Annotated in this window: 10 protein-coding genes; 6 read left to right on the forward strand and 4 right to left on the reverse strand. The window is 48.5% G+C overall.

The features are described 5' to 3' along the window. Positions 1 to 8: 8 nt before the first annotated feature. The 5 genes from HMPREF0645_RS05110 to HMPREF0645_RS05130 all read left to right on the forward strand — a co-directional run bounded on the left by HMPREF0645_RS05110 (position 9) and on the right by HMPREF0645_RS05130 (position 8698). Positions 9 to 1811, forward strand: a complete 1803-nt coding sequence (locus HMPREF0645_RS05110) for a RagB/SusD family nutrient uptake outer membrane protein (protein WP_007173833.1) — start codon at positions 9 to 11, stop codon at positions 1809 to 1811. Between the two features lie 28 nt (positions 1812 to 1839). Further along, positions 1840 to 2877: a DUF5627 domain-containing protein gene (locus HMPREF0645_RS05115; protein ID WP_044123413.1), complete on the forward strand. Its 1038-nt coding sequence runs from the start codon at positions 1840 to 1842 to the stop codon at positions 2875 to 2877. Between the two features lie 14 nt (positions 2878 to 2891). Beyond that, on the forward strand, positions 2892 to 5024 hold the full coding sequence (locus HMPREF0645_RS05120) for an endo-1,4-beta-xylanase (RefSeq protein WP_007173835.1): 2133 nt from the start codon (positions 2892 to 2894) through the stop codon (positions 5022 to 5024). A 159-nt stretch (positions 5025 to 5183) separates the two neighbouring features. Next, positions 5184 to 7676 carry a glycosyl hydrolase 115 family protein gene (locus tag HMPREF0645_RS05125; protein WP_007173837.1) on the forward strand — a complete coding sequence of 831 codons (2493 nt, stop codon included), beginning with the start codon at positions 5184 to 5186 and terminating at the stop codon, positions 7674 to 7676. 41 nt (positions 7677 to 7717) lie between these two features. Then, positions 7718 to 8698: a Gfo/Idh/MocA family protein gene (locus tag HMPREF0645_RS05130; RefSeq protein WP_007173838.1), complete on the forward strand. Its 981-nt coding sequence runs from the start codon at positions 7718 to 7720 to the stop codon at positions 8696 to 8698. Between the two features lie 144 nt (positions 8699 to 8842). Here the strand turns inward: HMPREF0645_RS05130 and HMPREF0645_RS05135 are convergent, their stop codons facing one another. From HMPREF0645_RS05135 to HMPREF0645_RS05150, 4 genes are all read right to left on the reverse strand, one after another. Beyond that, the gene (locus HMPREF0645_RS05135; protein WP_007173839.1) at positions 8843 to 10828 is read right to left on the reverse strand and encodes a RagB/SusD family nutrient uptake outer membrane protein; all 1986 of its coding nucleotides are present in this window, start codon (positions 10826 to 10828) and stop codon (positions 8843 to 8845) included. 13 nt (positions 10829 to 10841) lie between these two features. Then, entirely contained in the window at positions 10842 to 13949 is a 3108-nt protein-coding gene (locus HMPREF0645_RS05140; RefSeq protein WP_007173840.1) for a SusC/RagA family TonB-linked outer membrane protein, read from the reverse strand. A 119-nt stretch (positions 13950 to 14068) separates the two neighbouring features. Continuing rightward, a complete protein-coding gene (locus HMPREF0645_RS05145; protein ID WP_419185646.1) occupies positions 14069 to 15631 on the reverse strand; it encodes a GH35 family beta-galactosidase in 1563 nt (520 codons plus the stop codon). A 52-nt stretch (positions 15632 to 15683) separates the two neighbouring features. Then, positions 15684 to 17645 (reverse strand): alpha-glucuronidase, encoded by a 1962-nt coding sequence (locus tag HMPREF0645_RS05150; protein WP_044123314.1) that lies wholly within the window; start codon positions 17643 to 17645, stop codon positions 15684 to 15686. Between the two features lie 891 nt (positions 17646 to 18536). On the opposite strand from HMPREF0645_RS05150, the gene HMPREF0645_RS05155 reads away from it, so the two are divergent. Continuing rightward, a complete protein-coding gene (locus HMPREF0645_RS05155; protein WP_007173844.1) occupies positions 18537 to 19691 on the forward strand; it encodes an SGNH/GDSL hydrolase family protein in 1155 nt (384 codons plus the stop codon). The last annotated feature ends 11 nt before the right edge of the window (positions 19692 to 19702 follow it).

The following is a 19702-nucleotide window of genomic DNA, read 5'->3' on the forward strand; positions in this document are numbered from 1 at the left end:
CACAAGCTATGACTAATAAGAATATATATAAGTTGCTGTTTTTAATTGCCGTGCCGCTTTTCTCCGCATGCGACGACTTGTTTGAGCCGGCATTGGAGAACAAACGATCCATTGAAGCCATGTGGGAGGAGCCGTCTTATGCGCAGGGCATTTTGGCCAACGCCTATGTGTTGTTGCCTTATCAGGGTGCACCCAATAGTGACCTTGCCACAGACGATGCTGTTACCAACGACTTTAGCAACAACTATCTGCGTATTGCAACCGGTTCGTGGGCAGCAGACAACGATCCGCTTTCACAGTGGCAAAACCGATATAATGCCATTCAGTATATCAATATCATGATTGAAAACTGCGACAAGGTAAAATGGGCCAATACCCCTGTGTTGAATCGCATGTTCCGCGACCACTTCATGGGTGAGAGTTACGCGCTGCGTGCTCTGCAGATGTTTTACCTTTTGCGTGCTCATGCTGGCTACACCAATGATGGACAACTCATGGGAGTACAAATCCATTTGAATTCAGAAGGCGCCTCTTCCGATTTCAATCAACCCCGTGCTACATTTAAGGCTTGTGTGGATCAGATCATTTCTGATTTGGATAGCGCCCTGGTGTTGTTGCCCTACGAGGATGGAGATGTAGCTTCTGATAACGATGTTCCTGCCAAATATGCCAGTCAGGGAGGCACCATGGGCGAATACAACCGTGCCTTTGGTAATCATCTCCGTGGCAAAATCAATGGCAAGGTGGCCGGGGCTCTCCGTGCACAGGTGGCTTTGCTGGCAGCAAGTCCTGCCTACAACGCTGATTCTGGGATGAGCTGGGCACAGGCTGCCGACTATGCCGCAGTTGTGCTCGACCATATCGACGGTATCGGTGGTATTGATACCAACGGTTGGAAATGGTTTGATAATCACGAAGAAATTGACAACCTCAAGGCCGGTGTCGACCCCAAGGAGATTGTTTGGCGTGCTAGCCGAGGCTCGAACAATGATCTTGAGTCTAACAACTATCCTCCCTCTCTCTATGGTTCGGGTCGTGTCAATCCGACACAGAATTTAGTTGATGCTTTCCCTATGGCGAATGGATACCCCATAACCGATGCCAACAGCGGATACAATGCTGACAACCCCTATGCCGACCGTGACCCGCGTCTGGCTGCTTACATCCTGCTCAACGAGAGTACTATTGGAAGTGCCGGATCGACAATCACGACAGGCGTGTATGGAACCAACCGCGATGCATTAAACCGTGAAAGCGGCAGCTCCACACGTACGGGCTATTATCTGCGTAAGTTACTGCGTAGTGATATCAACTTGGATCCTTCCAACTCGACAACCCAGAACCACTATCTTGCCCGTATACGGTACACGGAAATATTCCTTGCCTATGCTGAGGCGGCAAACGAAGCTTGGGGGCCAACGGGACGAGGCACACATGGCTACTCTGCTTATGATGTAATCAAGGCGTTGCGCGCACGTGCCGGCGTAGGTGCTGGCAACGGTGATGCCTATCTTGAATCAATCAAGGGCAATCAAGACAAAATGCGCGAGTTGATTCGCAATGAGCGTCGCCTTGAACTCTGTTTTGAGAACCATCGTTTCTATGACCTCCGTCGTTGGAAAGTCGATTTGAGCAAACTCAATGAGGCTGCTCACGGCATGGAGATCGATAAGAATAGTGCTGGTACGCTTACCTACAAGGTACTGCCCAAGGTTGAAATTCGCGATTTTAAAGAATATATGTATTACGGCCCCATACCCTTCTCGGAAACCCGCAAGTGGACTAATCTTGAGCAAAACAAGGGCTGGTAACTCGTGACAAATGATTAAACTCTATAAAATGAAAACATACAATATTTTAACTGCGTCGGCACTTCTCATGCTGGGTATGCTTGCCGTATCCTGTGAGAATGGGGAAATAGATTTTCCTGATTATGAAAAGGGTGTAACTGTCTATTTCCCCACGCAGAATCCCGTCAGAACGTTGGTGATGGGTGAAGACGAATACGATGTGACATTGGACAATGCACACAAGTGCAAGATTGGAGCAACGATGGGTGGTGCCTATAACGGTCGCAACATTAATATTGAAGTGGCTGTTGACAACTCCTTGTGCAACAATCTGTATTTTTCCGATGGCGAGACTCCTGTCTTGCCCATGCCCTCCAATTATTATACTCTGGGGAGCAACACCATTAAGTTCAATGGTGATGTGAAGGGTTATGTTGATGTGCAGTTTACCGATGCATTCTTCAACGATCCAAAGGCATTGACCAACAATTATGTTATTCCGCTTCTGATGAAAAGTCAGACAGGTGCTGATTCTATTCTTTCGGGTAAAGCGATGGTCGCCGGCGAGACACCTCAGCTCACCAATGCTCCCTACTGGGATGTTCAGCCCAAGAATTATGTTCTCTACCTGGTGAAATATATTTGCAAGTATGATGCGAAATATATTCGTCGTGGTATCGACGAAATCAAGACCGGTGGTAGTACATACAAAAACGTGCGTCATGCCGGCCGTCTTGACAAGGATGAAATCTTTACAGGCATCACCACGCTTTCTCTCAACTCCATCAAGTATCCCGTTACCTATACCGTTAATAAGAAGAATTATAATTGTGACTTAATTCTTTCCTTCGACGACAAGGATAACTGCACGATCAAGAGCGGAACAAACGGTGTGAAGGTATCTGGAACGGGAGCTTACAAGGTTAAGTCAGAGAAAAAAGCATGGGGCAATAAAGACCGCGACGCGATGTATCTTGATTATAAGGTAGAATTCTCTGATGCTTCCTTTAGCACCCGCGACACTTTGATATGGCAACGTAGAGGAGTGAAAAGTCAAGAGTTTGCCACAGTATACAAACAAAAATAAATCAGCAAGTCACTATGAACAAAACAAAAATATTGGTCATGGCCGCGGCAGCGCTTACGTTTGCCTCATGTGCTGATGACAACTATCAGGATTTTAGGACTGCAGCCCCGGAGCGTGGTGCTCAATACGCCTATCTCAACGAATACGGAGATTTGAAAACTTATGTTGACCGGGCAAAGTATCCTATGTTCAAATTGGGCGGAGCCACAGATGCTGCCACCTTCAATAAGCAGGGTTTGGTATATGCACTCAATGTGGGTAACTTCGATGAGTTGGTTACGGGCAATTCTTTCAAATACTCATCCGTTGTGGGTGATGACGGCTCGATGGACTTTACCGTCGTCAAGGAGTTTGTTGATAAGGCCACTGAAGCCGGCCTCTCGGTTTACGGCCACACCTTAGCATGGCATGCACAGCAAAACATAAAGTATCTGGGCAAGCTCATTGCTGACCGCATACCAGAGGGAGACGGCGGCAAAAGCTATGTTTTCCAACACGACTTTGAGGACGGGCAACCTATTGGTGGATGGGGAAACAACCAGTCGCGAAAAGTAATCGATAACGGCTATGACGGCAAGAGCATGAAAGCCACCAACCCGTCTGTCACCAATCCATGGGAAAGCCAAATGGCGGTAGACCTTGCACAACCACTGACCGAGGGCACGACCTACACGCTCCACTTCTGGGCCAAGGGCTCGCAAGAAGGTTCGATTACAGCCGGTTATCAAAACCCCAATGGTTATAAAGGTTGTGGTGACTTTCCTGTCATCAATCTGACGACCGATTGGAAAGAGTACACCATAGAGGCTACAGTGACCGGTGCTGGGGCTACCCGCTTCCTTTTCAGCATTGGCTCTTATGCTGGCGATATCTATATGGACAACCTTGAGTTGTACACAGGAGCAACGCCTACTGTTGACATACCCAAGACGGTTGTGAAATACGACTTTGAGGATGGTAACACAATAGGTGGCTGGGGTAACAATTCCACGAGAACCAATGTTGCTGGTTCTCATGACGGCAGCCACTGTATGCAATTTACCAATCCCTCTGCTGTCAATCCCTGGGAAGCACAGGTTGCGATAGACTTCGAGTCGCCTTTGACTGAGGGAAACACTTATTATTTGCATTTCTGGGCCAAGAGCAGTGTAGAAGGTACTGTAGGTGCCGGGTTCCAAAATCCTGCGGACTATAGCGGCAGAGGAAACTTCCCCAACATGGACCTCACAACCGATTGGAAAGAATATACCGTTTCCACATCCGTTACGGGTGACAACTGCAAACGCCTCACGCTGAACCTTGGCACCTTGGCAGGAACCATCCTCTTTGATGATGTTGAGGTGTTCGAAATGGTTAAGGGCAACAGCATACCGCTGACTGATGAGGAGAAACGCGATACGCTCACTTGGGCCATGGAGCAGTGGGTCAGCAACATGATGAAAGCCTGTGACGGCAAGGTGAAGGCTTGGGACGTGGTGAATGAGCCTATGTCCGACGGCAATCCCTTCCAGCTGAAATCGGGCGCCGTCGAGGGTGGCGAGAACAACTTCTATTGGCAAGACTATCTTGGCAAGGACTATGTCCGTGTGGTCGTTAAATTTGCCCGCCAATATGGTGGCGACGATTTGAAGCTATTCGTCAACGACTATAACCTTGAGGCTGCATACAACAACAATAAGAAATGCGACGGACTTATCGAAATGGTGAAGTACTGGGAGTCTGACGGAGTGACAAAGATTGACGGTATCGGCACACAGATGCACGTTTCCTATTCGCTCAATCCTGCCACACAGAAACGCAACGAGGAAGCTGTTGTCAACATGCTTAACAAGTTGGCGGCTACTGGCAAACTCATTCGTATTTCCGAGCTCGATATGGGCATCGCCGATGAGACTGGAAAAGAGATCAAGACAGACCAGGTGACTGAAGAGCAACATCATGCCATGGCGGGCTATTATAAGTTTATCGTGGAGAAGTATCTTGAAATCATTCCTGTCAATCAGCAGTATGGCATCACGGCCTGGGCTGTTACCGACAGCCCTGAGGACAGTTTCTGGAGAGCCGGAATGCCTATTGGCTTATGGGACGTAAACTATAACAGAAAGCACACCTATGCCGGATTTGCCGATGGCTTGTCGGGTAAATAATCCGAAAGCAACAGCTTGGCGTGACAGCTGTGGTTGAATACGTCACTTTTGATGATGAGCATGCTCTATTACGATGCACGTTGTATTTCTTGGAAATACGCGTCCGCGTGGTAATAGAGCATCTCTTTTTTCTCATCAACACTACATATCAATAAACAAATGAAGAAAATCAATTTTATCTTATTCCTGCTCTCTGCGGTGCTATACGCTCAGGCAGCCCCCACATTTGTCGACTATGACAACAATAGCGGTGTTCGGCTTGCAGACAAAGATTACCCCGCTGTCATCTCTTTCGATGCCAATGATTTTCCCGGTGTTAAAATCGCTATCGAAAGCCTTCAGAAAGATTTTGAGGCCGTTACGGGAACTAAAGCGCAAACTCATGCAGACGGGCATATTGTCATTGGTACTTTGGGTAAAAGCAAGGCTATAGACCGTTTTGTCAAGCGTGGCATCATCAAACAGTCCGACCTCAAAGGTAAATACGAAAAGTTTGTCATCAAGACTATTGATGATAAACTTGTTATTGCCGGGAGCGACAAGCGTGGCACTATTTATGGCATCTATGAACTCGCCCGTCAGATAGGTGTGTCTCCTTGGTATTACTGGGCAGACGCACCCATTGCCAAGCACAATGTGATATATGCTCGCCATGGGGAGTATACAGACGGGGAACCAGCTGTTAAGTATCGGGGGATATTTCTCAACGATGAAGCGCCCTGCCTTACCACATGGGTGAAAAACACATTCGGGACTAATTACGGCGACCACCGATTCTATGCCAAGGTGTTCGAACTCATACTTCGGCTCAAGGGCAACATGCTGTGGCCTGCCATGTGGGGATGGGCATTCTATGCCGACGATTCGTTGAACAGTAAGACCGCCGACGAAATGGGGGTTATCATTGGCACTTCTCATCACGAGCCCATGGCCCGCAACCATCAGGAATGGGCCCGCAACCGTAAGAATTATGGTGCGTGGAACTATCGCACCAACAAGACCGTTATCGACAAGTTCTTCCGCGAAGGCATCGAACGGACTAAACATACGGATGACATCATCACCATTGGCATGCGAGGCGATGGCGACGAGGCTATGAGTGATGAGGCCGATACACGACTACTGAAAAACATTGTGAAAAACCAACGTAAGATCATAGCCGATGTAACGGGTCGCCCGGCAAGCCAAACGCCACAGGTATGGGCACTGTACAAAGAAGTGTTGGAATATTACGACAAGGGTATGCGCGTGCCCGAGGATGTCACACTGATGCTCTGTGATGACAACTGGGGCAATGTCCGCCGTGTGCCTTCGGCCGCTGAACGCAACCGTAAGGGCGGATGGGGATTGTATTATCACGTAGACTATGTGGGCGCGCCACGCAACAGCAAATGGCTCAACGTGACCCCCATACAGAATATGTGGGAGCAGCTTCAGTTGGCTTATACACATGGCATAGACCGTATTTGGATACTCAATGTGGGCGACCTCAAACCAATGGAATATCCCATATCGCTCTATTTCGACATGGCATGGCACCCTAATCGATACACTGCAGCCAACATCACTGATCACGCCGTGTCTTTCTGCCGGGAGTTGTTCGGTGATCATCAGGCCGACGAGGCTGCACGCATCCTCAATCTTTTGTGCAAGTACAACGGTCGCATCACAGCCGAAATGCTCGATGCCAACACGTACAACATCGAAACGGGGGAGTGGAAGCAGGTGACCGATGAATATCTCAAGCTTGAGGCTGAGGCGCTGCGCCAGTATATCACGTTGCCAGCCACCCACCGGGATGCCTATCAGCAGATTATCCTTTTTCCCCTGCAGGCTATGGCCAATATCTATGAGATGTACTATGCGCAGGCCATGAATCACAAGCTCTACAAACTCAACAATCCGGATGCCAATATTTGGGCCGATAGGGTGGCCGATGCTTTCAGGAGAGACTCTTTGTTATGTGCTGGCTACAACAAGGAAATAGCCGGGGGTAAGTGGGACGGTATGATGATTCAGAAGCACATTGGCTACAAATCTTGGAACGATGATTTCCCCAAGGATATCATGCCCAAAGTATTCCGCGTTGCCAATACGCAGCCAGGCGGCTATGTCTTTACGGCAAAAGATAGCGTGGTGGCCATGGAGGCCGAACACTATCATACGGCAACAGATGCCGCGGAGGCCCAATGGACGGTGATACCCCACATGGGACGCACACGTAGCGGCCTTACCCTGATGCCCTATGACAAGCTAACAGACGGCGCTATGCTAACCTACAAATTCTCGCTGAACGGCATCAAGACCAACACGGTCAAGGTGCATGTCGTCGTGAAATCCACACTCGACTACCCCAACAAGGGCAGTTTGACTTATACGGTTTCGCTGAACGGTGGGCAACCCAAGGAAGTGCGATTCAACGAAAATCTTAATGAGAAGAAGGAAAATATTTACAGCATATACTATCCCACGGTAGCTCGCCGTGTAGTGGAATCTGTCATAGAGTTGCCCATAGACAGTTCGGCTCAAGACTTGTACACGCTTGTCATACGACCTAACGACCCGGCCATCGTGTTCGAGAAGATTGTTGTAGATTGTGGCGGCTATCGTCCCTCCTATCTTTTCATGAACGAGTCTCCTTGTCGGAGATGAGATGCAAACAGGTTCATGCGAACACTATAAATTGAGGAACTATGTTTAAAGTAGGAATTATTGGGGCAGGGTGGATAGCCGGTAAGATGGCCGAAGCCTTGGCTCCCCTGAAAGATTACGAAGTTTACGCCATTGCTTCCAGAACGCAGGCCAAAGCCGATGAGTTTGCACGAAAATGGAATGTGAAAAAGGCGTATGGCAGTTATACCCAATTGGTTGAGGACGACGGAGTGGACCTGGTGTATATTGCCACACCACACTCACACCATTATCAGCATGCCATGTTGGCGATAGAAAATCACAAGCCCGTGCTGGTCGAAAAGTCGTTTACGGCCAATGCCCGAGAAGCTCAAAAGCTTATTGCCGCGGCATGTGAGAAGGGCGTTTTCATTACCGAGGCCATTTGGACGCGATACATGCCGCTGTCTGAAAAGGTGAAACAACTGATGGATAGCGGAATTATTGGCGAACCACGTGCCTTGACGGCCACTCTGTGTTACATGATGGAGCATAAGGAACGCATCATAAGACCCGGACTGTGTGGTGGTGCGTTGCTCGATTTGGGCGTCTATACGCTGAACTTTGCACGCATGTATTTTGGAACCGACATCGTAAAAACAGTGTCCAACTGCATACTGGGTGATACGGGTGTAGACATGCACGAATGTATCTCCCTGACTTATGCTGACAACAAAATGGCCAACCTGCAGTCTGGGGTGCTCTGTCTGAACGATCGGCAGGGCATTATCAGTGGGGTAGATGGCTATATCCGGGTAGACAACATCAACTGCCCCGAGCAGATAGATGTTTACCGCAACTATGAATTGGTGGAAACTGTCAGGAAGCCTGAGGATATGGTCAATGGTTATGAATATCAAGTGATGGAGTGTTGTCGGTGTATCAACGCAGGACTGCAGGAGTCGCCCATGATGCCACACGTTGAAACCATCAGTATCATGCAGCAGATGGATACGCTTCGCAAGGAGTGGGACGTGATATATCCGATGGATGTAGATTTGTAGAGTTCATCTGTAAAATCAGATGTGTGCCGGATATGCGACCATTGGTCAGTCTATAAAAAGTCCCGGACTTTGTTGATAACTGTCGGCTAACTGCCATCAACAAAGTCCGGGATAATCATTTAGTTTTTAACCTCGCCTCCCAAATTAGTAGCTTGGGTTTTGGAATGCAGATTTCTCCTCCGGAGTCATCTGAAGAGCATCTATTTGTCCTTGTGGAATAGGACGAAGATATTTTTCTGGCGTAATGGTGCGGGTGACAATCTGCGGTGTGTGGTCACCAGCCTGTGTGCCGCAGATACTGTATGTGCCAGCCTTGGCAGCCCACATCTGTGTGCGCACCAAGTCCAACCAGCGATAGCCCTCGCCGAAGAACTCACGGCTGCGCTCATCGAGGATATAATCCACAGTGATAGTTGACGGTGTCTTGGCCATCATCTCAGCGCTGTGGTCAGCTATCTTGGTCCGTTGCCTATTGTTGTCGTAAGTCCAAACGCCTGCGCGAGCACGCAATACATTGACTAAGTCTCTTGCGGAGTAACCTCCCTGTGGCGTAGCCCCCTTGACAGCAGCTTCGGCAGCAATGAGATATAACTCAGAAAACTTCAGTATAGGGTATGGGCGCGGGCTGTCACCATTGGGACGACCAAGCGTCGCTCCATTGTCTGTGCGGTAGATACCATTTTTCCAGTTGTTCAGGTAGGCATATCGGCTGATGCCTGATGGATTGATAACATAGTCGGCACGTCCGGGCAGCACTCCTGCACCTACATTACTATATCCTGCTGCCGTCTTACCTGTACCGGCAACGTTGACCTCTCCGGCCTTAGGATAAATCACGTTGGGGTCGTCCTCGTCGAGGAACGTCAGTACCGAGTCTCCTGCTTGGATGGGCAGGAAGTTGGCATTGTACATAGTTGTGGTAGAGGCCAGAGATGTCCTGTTCCAATTACCGCGGAATTGATATGCAAAAGTACCATCATAGCGCGAGTCATGTGTCTTGTCTGCAAACGTTTTTGTAGACACCTCTATGGGTGTGGCCATCTGCTTCCAGGGGCGATCTTTACCCTGTACGGCTTCACGTTGCACGGTACGGGCACTTGTCCAAGAAGTTGGACTGGTGGAGCTTTCCAAGAAAGTGTAGTCCCATCGACACATCCATCGTGCGAAGTTTCCAGGAGCATTTCCGTTAGCCCAGTCAAAGTTGGTGCCACCGTCATAATAGTTGTTGTTCTCGTTGTGGTCAGCATAGAGCACAATCTCATTATTGCGGTCGTTCGAACCAAGGTTGACCAAGTAGAAGGTTTTCTGCAGTCCAAACGCCCCCGGATTCTTGATAGCAGTCATGGCTACGTCATAAGCCTGCTGGAAATACCACTGGGCATTGTGCCCATCCGGATCGGTTCGGTCAGCCTTGGGATATGTGGGAATATTGTTGGGATTTTCCAACCACCATCCATAGGTGAGATAGGCTTTCGCAAGAATGAGTCGTGCCGCAGTCTTGGTGACGCCACCTGTCACACGACCCACTTCGGGCAAGCTCTCAATGGCCTTGAGGAGGTCGGGAAAAACCGCTTTGGTGTAAACCTCCGGCACGGTGTTGCGAACAGCGATTCGGCTTGGCTTGGTGTTAAACTTGAGTTCGCCTGATCCCAAATCAAGTGGTACGCCGCCAAAAGTCTGCACCAGCTGGAAATAGTCGTAAGCTCGGAAAAAGCGGGCTTCAGACAACAGACTCTCGGCAATGCCTGCCTGCTCACCGTTTTCCAGCACGCCACATGCCGTGTTGATGTCGGAAAACGCTGTGTTCCATAACACGTCTGCCCGACAGTTGGTGGCATTGAGTTCGCCTTGGCCGGACATATCGATGGGTAGGTCGTTGTTGTTTCCACCGTGGCCGTAAGTGTATTCATCAGTGCCCGTTTCATTGGCGATAAGCCAGTAGCCGTTGCCCCAATAGTAACGTAGGTTTGCATAGAGCGATGTGATTCCGGATTCGACACCGGCCTTGGTTTTGAAGTATTCTGGAGTATATCCCTGCCGATCTGTTTCTTCCAGGATGTTGGTACATCCAACAAGCGAAATTGCTAAGATGAGAACGCCTGAAGCTATTTTAGAATGAAATTTTTCCATTGATAATTGTTGTTTAGAAAGTGATGTTAAGGCCAAGAAGCCAGTTGCGTGTTGAAGGGGTGTTGAAACCCACAACGAGCAGACGAGACTTGAAGAAGGAATTCACAGCTTGGTTTTCGTTTCCATATGAGTTGGTCTCTGGATCCATTCCCGACTCATTCGTGTAGGGAGAGAAGAGGACAAACGGATTTTGAACCGTTGCATAAACACGAGCTTTGCTGATGCCACACTTCTTCAGCCAAGGTTGATTGAAGTTGTATCCAAGTGTGATGGTACGTATCTTCAGGTATGAACCGCTGAAATATGCAAGCGAGTTGCCATATTTAGGGTTGTTGCTGCTCTCCACACCACCTGGCTTTGGGAAATCGTTGGTGGGATTGTCCTCTGTCCAGTAGTTTACGTCAATATTGTTTCGACGTCCGGAGAGCATATTCAGATATCCTTGTGAGCCATAGATTGTACTAATCAACGTGCCCCCATGACGGAATGATGCCACGATGCTGAGATCTATGTTCTTATAGGCTACACGTGTATTGAAGCCTCCTTCCCACTTGGGATCCACTTCGATGATCTGCCTATCGGCCTCGCCATAAGCGCGTGTAGGTTTACCGTCGGCATCATACTCGCCATTGTATTTAATCTTTATCATACCGGCATTACCACCGGGTTCGGCCACCTTACGGATATCTTCCTCGTCAGTCTGCCATATACCTATTTTCTCATAGTCATACAGCACGTTGATAGGCTTGCCCTTGAACCACCAGTTACTTTCATCGGTATCACCACCGGATGCCAGCTCGATTAACTTATTCTTGTTGGTGTAGAAGTTTACGCCGGCTTCCCATGTCCATCCGTTTTTGTTTTCAATGATAGTTCCATTCAATGAAAGCTCGAAGCCTTTATTGCGTGTTTTACCTATATTGGCCATGTAACTGCTCACACCACCTGTAGCGGGCAGGGTGACATTCATGAGAAGATCTTCTGTGTTCTGAATGTAATATTCAGCCGTTGCACTCAGGCGACCTCCGAAAAGAGTGGCATCTATACCAAAGTTCCAAGTCTTGGAGAACTCCCATCCCAGCTCAGCATTCGGCAGGGCAGATACATAGGCACCAACCACATAGCTGTTGCCAAAGTTGTATGGGCGTGTGGTGAGTGCTCCCAATGTGGAGTAGGGGTTGACTGCCTGGTTGGAGGTTTCTCCATAGCCCACGCGGATCTTCAGGTTGTCAAGCCATGTCACATCTTTGAGAAAGTCCTCACGGGCCATGTTCCAGCCCGCCGACACTGCCGGATAGGTGTGCCATTGGTGTCCCTTGGCCAAACGTGAGGAACCATCTGCACGGACAGCCACGCTGAACATATATTTGTTGTCGTAATTGTACATGATACGACCCATGAGCGACGACAGCCCACTTTTATAATATTTCTGGTTGGCCGGGTCTACAGTTACAGTGCCTGCTTGGCCAATATTATAGAACTGGAATGCATCGGCAGGTATGTCAAGTCCATATATGTGTGTCTGTCGGAAGATGGTCTGCTCTGCCGAATAAAGTCCTACGGCATTGATGGTGTGCTTGCCCCAACTCTTATCATAGCTCACCACATTCTCAATAGCCCAGTTGGTGGTGTTTTGAGCTTGTGCCGTGGCATGCGACTTCGCATTTTCTGTGTCGGAAAACACGCCCACACCCACATAATTGCCATAATCGCTATGCCTGTAGTTCAAGCCAAGATTCAGCCGATACTTCAAGCCCTCCACTCCTGGTATCTTCACTTCGCCGTAAAGATTGTTATATGTACCATAGCTCTTGGTCTGGTCTTTGAAGCTGTCTCCAAGTCCCTCCACGCTTTCTTTGGCATACACCCACTGCGTGTCGCTAGCCATACTGACACGTGTTTTCAGTGTGCCGTCCGCATTGTAGGGGTTGGTTACGGGCGTTGCACTCAACGTGTTGTAAAGCCCTAAACTTCCTCCATTGGTTATGCTGTAGTTGCTGTTGGAACTGAAACCGACCTTGACATATTTTCCAATTTCCTGGTCTATGGCTGCGTGAATGGCATAGCGATTAAAATTCTGTTCAGGGATAACGGCTTCATCGCGGAAATAGGAGACACCAAAATTATAACTTCCCTTGGCTGTCCCACCTGAAACGCCCACATCCTGGCTGGAAGTTATACCTGTTTTGAAGAGCATGTCTTGCCAATCCGTATCGACAGCGCCTTCCTCACCCCAGGCCACTTCATCTGTACCATACTGGAATTTGTTGGCATAAGCACGAAGTTTGGTAAACTGTTCCGCGTTCATCATTGGGTAGCGATGAAACAAGGTCTTAGCACCCAGGTAACCATTATAGGTGACCGTTGGTTTCTGTTCCTGGTAACCCTTGTATGTGGTAATAATAATCACACCGTTAGCACCACGACTACCGTAGATGGCAGTGGCCGAAGCGTCCTTGAGTATGTCCATAGACTTGATATTGCTGGGTGCAATGTCATTGATGCTACCAGCGAAGGGAATACCATCGAGTACGATCAGCGGGTCATTGCTGGCCGTAAGCGAGCGCGTACCACGCACACGGATTTGCATGGATGCTCCCGGTTTGGAAGATGTCTGCATCATTTGCACACCGGCCACACGGCCTTGCAATGCATTGGTGACGTCGGCTCCGGGCACCTCGCGTACCAATGAGCCTGACACGTTCGACACCGATCCCGTTACAGCTTCTTTGCGTTGGGTGCCATAGCCAATAACCACCACTTCGTTCAAACTACTACGTTCTTCCTCAAGGCTGATGTTGAGGCTCGTTTTCCCCACTGTAGACACTTCTTGCGAGACGTAGCCCACGTAAGAAATTACCAACACGGCATTGTCCCTGACGTTGATTGTGAAATTGCCATCGGCGTCTGTCACAACTCCGTTGGTGGTACCTTTCTCTATCACTGATGCTCCGATCAAGGTTCCATACGAGTCAGATACCTGTCCGGTCACTCTCTTTGTTTGCTGGATAGCCTGCGCAGCAGGAGTTCCGGCTGCGGCATAGAGATTGGGGCTGTAGCCGAAGCCGAGACAGACACCCAACGACAAAATAAAATTACTTTTACATGTTTTTAGGTTCATAATAAATGTAGATTAATTGTGATCATACATGATAACATTATTAACACTCATAGGCATTGGTTAATCTCATGTTTTAATGAATTGAATTAGGTTAAATAAATATGTTCTACGTTTTGAAATTAGTATTCATAGAGTTTGATATGAAGAATTTTATACTCGCCTACGGAGATTCGGGCATGTCGGCCTTGGTGACTCTGGTCGCCATTGTCACGACGGATGTAATGGAGCGTTCCATCTTGACTCACACTCACCTGGTCGACATAGCCTAAGCCGAGGCGCTTGCCCGTGAAGGGCTTGTTCACGGCAGACGACTGTTGGGTCTGCTTGCCGGCATCGGCAAAACCATCTTCGCCCAGCACTTTTGCTTCGTGTTGCTGTCGTTCGCTACGTGTTTGAAACTCCACCACCAATCCATTACCGGCAACAATATACTCGTGTTTGGCCAAGCGAATAATCATGCCACCTCCCTCGGGCCATGTCGTGCCATCTGTTGCGCGCGAATCCCAAGGCAACGTGAAGAAGTGGCGAGCCGTCATGCACAACCCGTCGTCATCGATGATACGTTCCTTGTCCGATTGATCGAAGAGTAGTCCCCACGAGCAGGGATGCCGGTTCAGTAGGGGAGTGAGTTGATTGATCAGACGATAACTTTGGGTGATTTGGTCCGTCACGTTGTCAGGAGCCTGATCTATGGCAAACGGACTGAAGCCCAACGCCCTGTACTCTCCTATGGTATAAAGTGCCCTTAATGCGGCATTCGAATTGCAACGGGTTTCGGGAATGAAGAGGGGGTTGCCGGGCAAGGCATACCTTGCTGCCCAACCTTTGAAGCCCGCGTCATAAATGTCGGGCGCAATAAAATCAATCGTTGGTGCACCACAACGCCAAAAGTCAATGAGATGAGCCAATGGTCCGGCAGAAGGATATTCGCCCGGCTTTCGCCCCCGACTATTCATGGCCGCATTAACATAGAGCGGCACATCATAAATTTGGCGTGCTTGCTTGGCCAAATGTTCAACGTAGCAGGCATAATGATAGGCCATAAACTTTTCATCGGCATAGACATCATGGCCAAAAACCTCACTCCAAGTCCCCTTCTTGTTCATCTTCAAGGCTTTTAAGAGTTTGGCGGGCACCTGCTGTCGATAGACCTTTTCGGCCAGAGGAGAATGGTCGCGGGCATCTTCGAGCATGCCTATTTCATTCTCAATCTGGATCATGGTGACAACCTTGTCATTTCTGTTCTTCGCAGCAATCTGCTCCATGAATTTGGTAAAAGCCCGCAAGTCCGCCTGCAACACATTGTCAGAAAAGCAGCTGGCTATCTCCAACGGTTTGCCGGTGCGCGTCATGGCACGGGGAAAACGCTTGGTGTCGCGTTTGAACCACAAGGGGGCATAACAGCTCATGGAGTTTTTCCATGCACCAAACCATAGAAAGATTACTTTCAGGCTGTTTTCGCGCGCACGGTCAATCACCCGGTCAACGGTGGTGAAGTCGAAAGAACCCTCCTCGGGTTCAATCAACTCCCAATAGGCAGGAACAAGCACCGTGTTGAGTCCGATCGCTTTCATGCGTGGCATCACCTCGTCAATATCGGCGACAGACGTGGCTGCAGAATTGCTCAACTCGCCACCTAATACCGGACTATAATACTGCGCAGAGACAGGCAGGGAGAGCATTGCGATGGCAAGGCAGGATAATAATAGTTTTTTCATTAGGTCAAGAAAAGTGTTATTCTACCGGTAGTTTTGAGAAAGTCTGGAAATAGTCTAAGCAAACGTTACGCCATTCCCTGGCATTGTCAAGTTGATGATTGAGCAAGGTGTCTACATGCTGCCATCGCTCTGCATCCACATAAGGTTTCATCTTGTAATGCCAGATGTATCTGTGATTGCGAACCGTGGCCACTCCAGCGTTATACTTGTCGCAAAGTTCCTGCCAAAGCGTCTTCCCCGACTTCATTCGATAAGTCCAAGGCACATGGTGGAACCAGAGCAAATATTCTTCGGGACACGTTGCGATGTTGTCATATTCCGATGCATAGGGCTCTGGGTATTGCGCGGTGGCACCAGAACCTGTGGCAACAGTGCGGTCAAAGCCAACGCCTATACTGTCTGCTCGATGATAGTAGACTGGGCACCACTCCAAAGGATAGTCGGCCTTGAAACCGTCTGGTTCCGGCCCATAGTGATGGTCGAACTTGAAAATATGATGCAGGCCTAATGGCATCATGTAGTTGACGCAAGCCTCACGGCTCTCCATCATTACGCTTTTCATCGTTGCTATGGCCTCGTCGGGCATGCTGAAGGTTTGTCTGAGCCACTCGTCTGCAATTTCCTCGGACGAGAGTTCAGGATTCCAGGCCAGCCGCCCAAAAGCATACCAGTTGGCCTGGGAGAAAGGATGCCCACACCAGTTGGCATCATCGCCAATGTTTGCAACTGCCGCAATGCCTTGCATCAATGACGGATGTACAAAGGAGAAAAACTCTTTCCACATCGGAGCAAGATAAACCAGGTGCTTGCTCTGTCCGAGATACTCCTGTGTTATCTGCAACTCGCCATATTGAGGCGTCTTCTTGAGGTGCATAAAAATAGGTGCAAAAGGCTCACGTGGTTGGAAGTCGAGCGGTCCGTTCTTAGACTGCAAAATGACATTAGGCCTGAATTTGCCGTCCATGGGCTTGAATTCGGACAACGACTGCTTAACCCTGTCTTCATTTTTATGGTTGGCTCCATAGACAAACGAACGCCAAATGATCTTTCCGCCGTATGACTTCACAGCGTCGGCCAGCATATTCGCACCCTCAGCATGCGTGCGCTGGTAGTCGCCGGGGCCCGGCTGTCCCTCTGAATTGGCCTTAACCAAGAATCCGCCGAAGTCGGGTATGAGACTGTAAACCTCTTTGGCTTTCTTCTTCCACCATTTGGCCACATCCTTGTCGAGCGGGTCGGCAGTCTTGGTGTCGCCAAGAGCCATGGGGGTGGCAAAGTTGATGGAGAGATAAGTCGTGATTCCATAGGGTCGTAAAATATCAGCGATGAGCTTCACCTTATCAAGATATTCGCGCGTGAGCATCTTGGGAGAGGCGTTCACATTATTCAGAACAGAAGCATTAATACCAAGGGAAGCATTGGCTGCAGCATATTGTTGGATGCGGCTCCTCAATGTTTCGGTCATGGTGCCGTTGCTGATTTGTTCCCACTTCCAAATGCTTTTGCCGGCGTATCCACGCTCAATACTTCCGTCTAAATTGTCCCAATGGTTGAGCATGCGCGTTGGGAAGACAGGTCTTTCAACCTTGTCAACCGCAGTGTTTGCATGACTGCCATGCAGGGCAAGGGTTCCGCTGTTCTGCATTCTCAGCAAATCGTATGCACCATAGAGCAAACCAATGGGTCGGGAAGCATGGACTGCTGCTTCATAAGAAGTTCCTTTACGTTTGGCAATAATTCTATAGCCCTCGCCCAAACGCAGTTTTTTGTTCAACACCAGACTCACTCGGGAGCCCAGTGACCAGTGGCTTTCTAATTCTTGGCGAGCAATATCAACAGTTGGTGAGGTCGGAGCCTTGATCACAACCGTGCAAGGATTCGACAAAACGGGGGTGCCCATCCATAAGCGGGAACCGTCTTCTGCATAAGATAAACTGCAAGTCAGTGTCAGCAGAATTAACGTCAATAAATTCTTCATCGGGATATTAATAGTTTTAGTTTTTAGTGATGGTTAAAAAGGGTAGACAGGCGCAACGTGTTTCATTTCCACGCCCTGTCATTTCAGTATTTGCAAAAATACGAAAAAAGACTGATTTAATGTGCTATTGCCATGTTTATAAACATTCTTAAATCGTTCAAATTTGTGCCACCGACATTAATCTAATTCTTTCAACGGCTTGATATAATGAGACATAGGATGTATGCAAACCGTTCCCAGACTCAACTTGTCAGGGTTGCGCGCCATCTTCCATGTTGTGCTAAATTGTTACAGCCGGACAAACACAGAATTATTGATTAGTGTATTTTTCCTGACAAACATCTCTCAATGCTTCGCGTATTTAAAAAATATTTTGCCTCGGCTCGAAATTCGTGAATTTTATGTCGATTTACAAAATGTTGATTATCAGTTGTTTCTGAAAAATTGAAACGGGATGCTTGCTTTATCGCCTGCGGTTGCATAGCTATTGGCAGTGTGGTTAGGCTTTAGTCGCGATGCAACTAAGCCTCTTTTGCATGGCCAATGGGTTCAAACCGCACGATGAAAAGGCAGCAATCGCACAGCTGTCAGAATTTGTTCATGCCACGAGCTGAATAAAAACGCCAAAACATGGCGTTATTTTCTCTGGATGATCCGAAAAGAATCACCTGGAAACGGTAATCTGTTTTTACACAACGGAACATACCACCCCTCAGCCATGAACAATGCGGAGTTATGCCTAAAGCACGCATAAATGTGGGATATGGCATATTTTAAAACACATGTGTAACGTATTCTATTGTTTGAACTTGGATTTTTGAGTATCTTTGCAATACTTAAACCCAACAGAACCTAACAATGAGAACAGTACTATCGCTCTTGATATGTTCAATGCTAAGTGTGCAAGCTATGGCGCAATATAACGACAAGACTGGCGCTGTTTGGACCGGAACGTGGGCTGCCGCAGCTGAATACACTGGTAAAGGAGATATGCCGAGAACAACAAATCTGGCAAACACCTCAGTGCGACAAATTGTAAAAGTGAGCCTTGGCGGCAACAAGCTTGTCTTACAACTCAGCAACGAGTTTGGCTCAGCTCCTGTAGAGGTCAAATCTGTTTATATTGCCGATGCATCAGACTCCTGCAATATCAACATCGAGACCAGCAAATATTTTACTTTTAATAAAAAAAGGAAAACGGTCATTCCAGTCGGAGGAGTGATAGACTCTGATGTGTTGGAGTATCCACTCAAGCCATTGCAATTGCTTTCCATTACCGTGTGTTACGGCGACAGAGTGCCTGAGCATGCCACTTCACATCGCGGTTCGCGTACCACCTCTTATATTGCACGTGGAGAAGTGAAACCCAAATCAACGTTCAAGGCCTTTGAGAAGTTGGAACACTGGTATAACATCTGCAAAATCAACGTGCTTAGCACCGCCACAGCCGTTGCTGTGCTGGGGAATTCCATTACCGATGGTCGCGGAAGTACCACCAACAAGCAAAACAGATGGCCGGATATGATGTCTGAAGCGCTCAATGCCAAATGTCCGACAGGTGTGCTCAATCTTGGTATTGGTGGCAACTGCGTTGTGAAAGGCGGGTTGAGTGAACCCGCTCTGAAACGCTTCGATCGTGATATTCTTGGACAAAGCAATGTTGACCGACTGATCATCTTTCAGGGAACGAATGACATCGGCACGAGCCACGGCCAATATGAAAAGGTGGTCGAAGGTATGATAAGGGCCTATGAGGAACTCATTGCCAAAGCCAAGAAAAAGGGCATGAAGGTATATGGTGGTACCATCACGCCGTTCAAGGGCAACGGATGGTATAGCTACTTTCATGAAGCCATGCGCCGCACGGTAAATCAGTGGATCAGAACGAGTGGTAAGTTTGACGGCATCATCGACTTTGACGAGCTTACCCGTGACCCACTTGACAAGGAAAAATTGCGTGAGGAATATTCAGAGGACGGCCTGCACCTTAATCCGGCAGGCTATAGAGCCATGGGCGAGTATGCTGCTGAAATACTAAGAAGATAAACATAATCAGA

Source organism: Hallella bergensis DSM 17361, assembly GCF_000160535.1.
Classification (GTDB): Bacteria; Bacteroidota; Bacteroidia; order Bacteroidales; family Bacteroidaceae; genus Prevotella; species Prevotella bergensis.

Excerpts from the sequence above, each read along its gene's own strand:
- HMPREF0645_RS05110 (WP_007173833.1), top strand. The coding sequence starts at position 9 with ATGACTAATAAGAATATATATAAGTTGCTGTTTTTAATTGCCGTGCCG.
- HMPREF0645_RS05115 (WP_044123413.1), top strand. The coding sequence starts at position 1,840 with ATGAAAACATACAATATTTTAACTGCGTCGGCACTTCTCATGCTGGGT.
- HMPREF0645_RS05120 (WP_007173835.1), top strand. The coding sequence starts at position 2,892 with ATGAACAAAACAAAAATATTGGTCATGGCCGCGGCAGCGCTTACGTTT.
- HMPREF0645_RS05125 (WP_007173837.1), top strand. The coding sequence starts at position 5,184 with ATGAAGAAAATCAATTTTATCTTATTCCTGCTCTCTGCGGTGCTATAC.
- HMPREF0645_RS05130 (WP_007173838.1), top strand. The coding sequence starts at position 7,718 with ATGTTTAAAGTAGGAATTATTGGGGCAGGGTGGATAGCCGGTAAGATG.
- HMPREF0645_RS05135 (WP_007173839.1), bottom strand. The coding sequence starts at position 10,828 with ATGGAAAAATTTCATTCTAAAATAGCTTCAGGCGTTCTCATCTTAGCA.
- HMPREF0645_RS05140 (WP_007173840.1), bottom strand. The coding sequence starts at position 13,949 with ATGAACCTAAAAACATGTAAAAGTAATTTTATTTTGTCGTTGGGTGTC.
- HMPREF0645_RS05145 (WP_419185646.1), bottom strand. The coding sequence starts at position 15,631 with ATGCTCTCCCTGCCTGTCTCTGCGCAGTATTATAGTCCGGTATTAGGT.
- HMPREF0645_RS05150 (WP_044123314.1), bottom strand. The coding sequence starts at position 17,645 with ATGAAGAATTTATTGACGTTAATTCTGCTGACACTGACTTGCAGTTTA.
- HMPREF0645_RS05155 (WP_007173844.1), top strand. The coding sequence starts at position 18,537 with ATGCTAAGTGTGCAAGCTATGGCGCAATATAACGACAAGACTGGCGCT.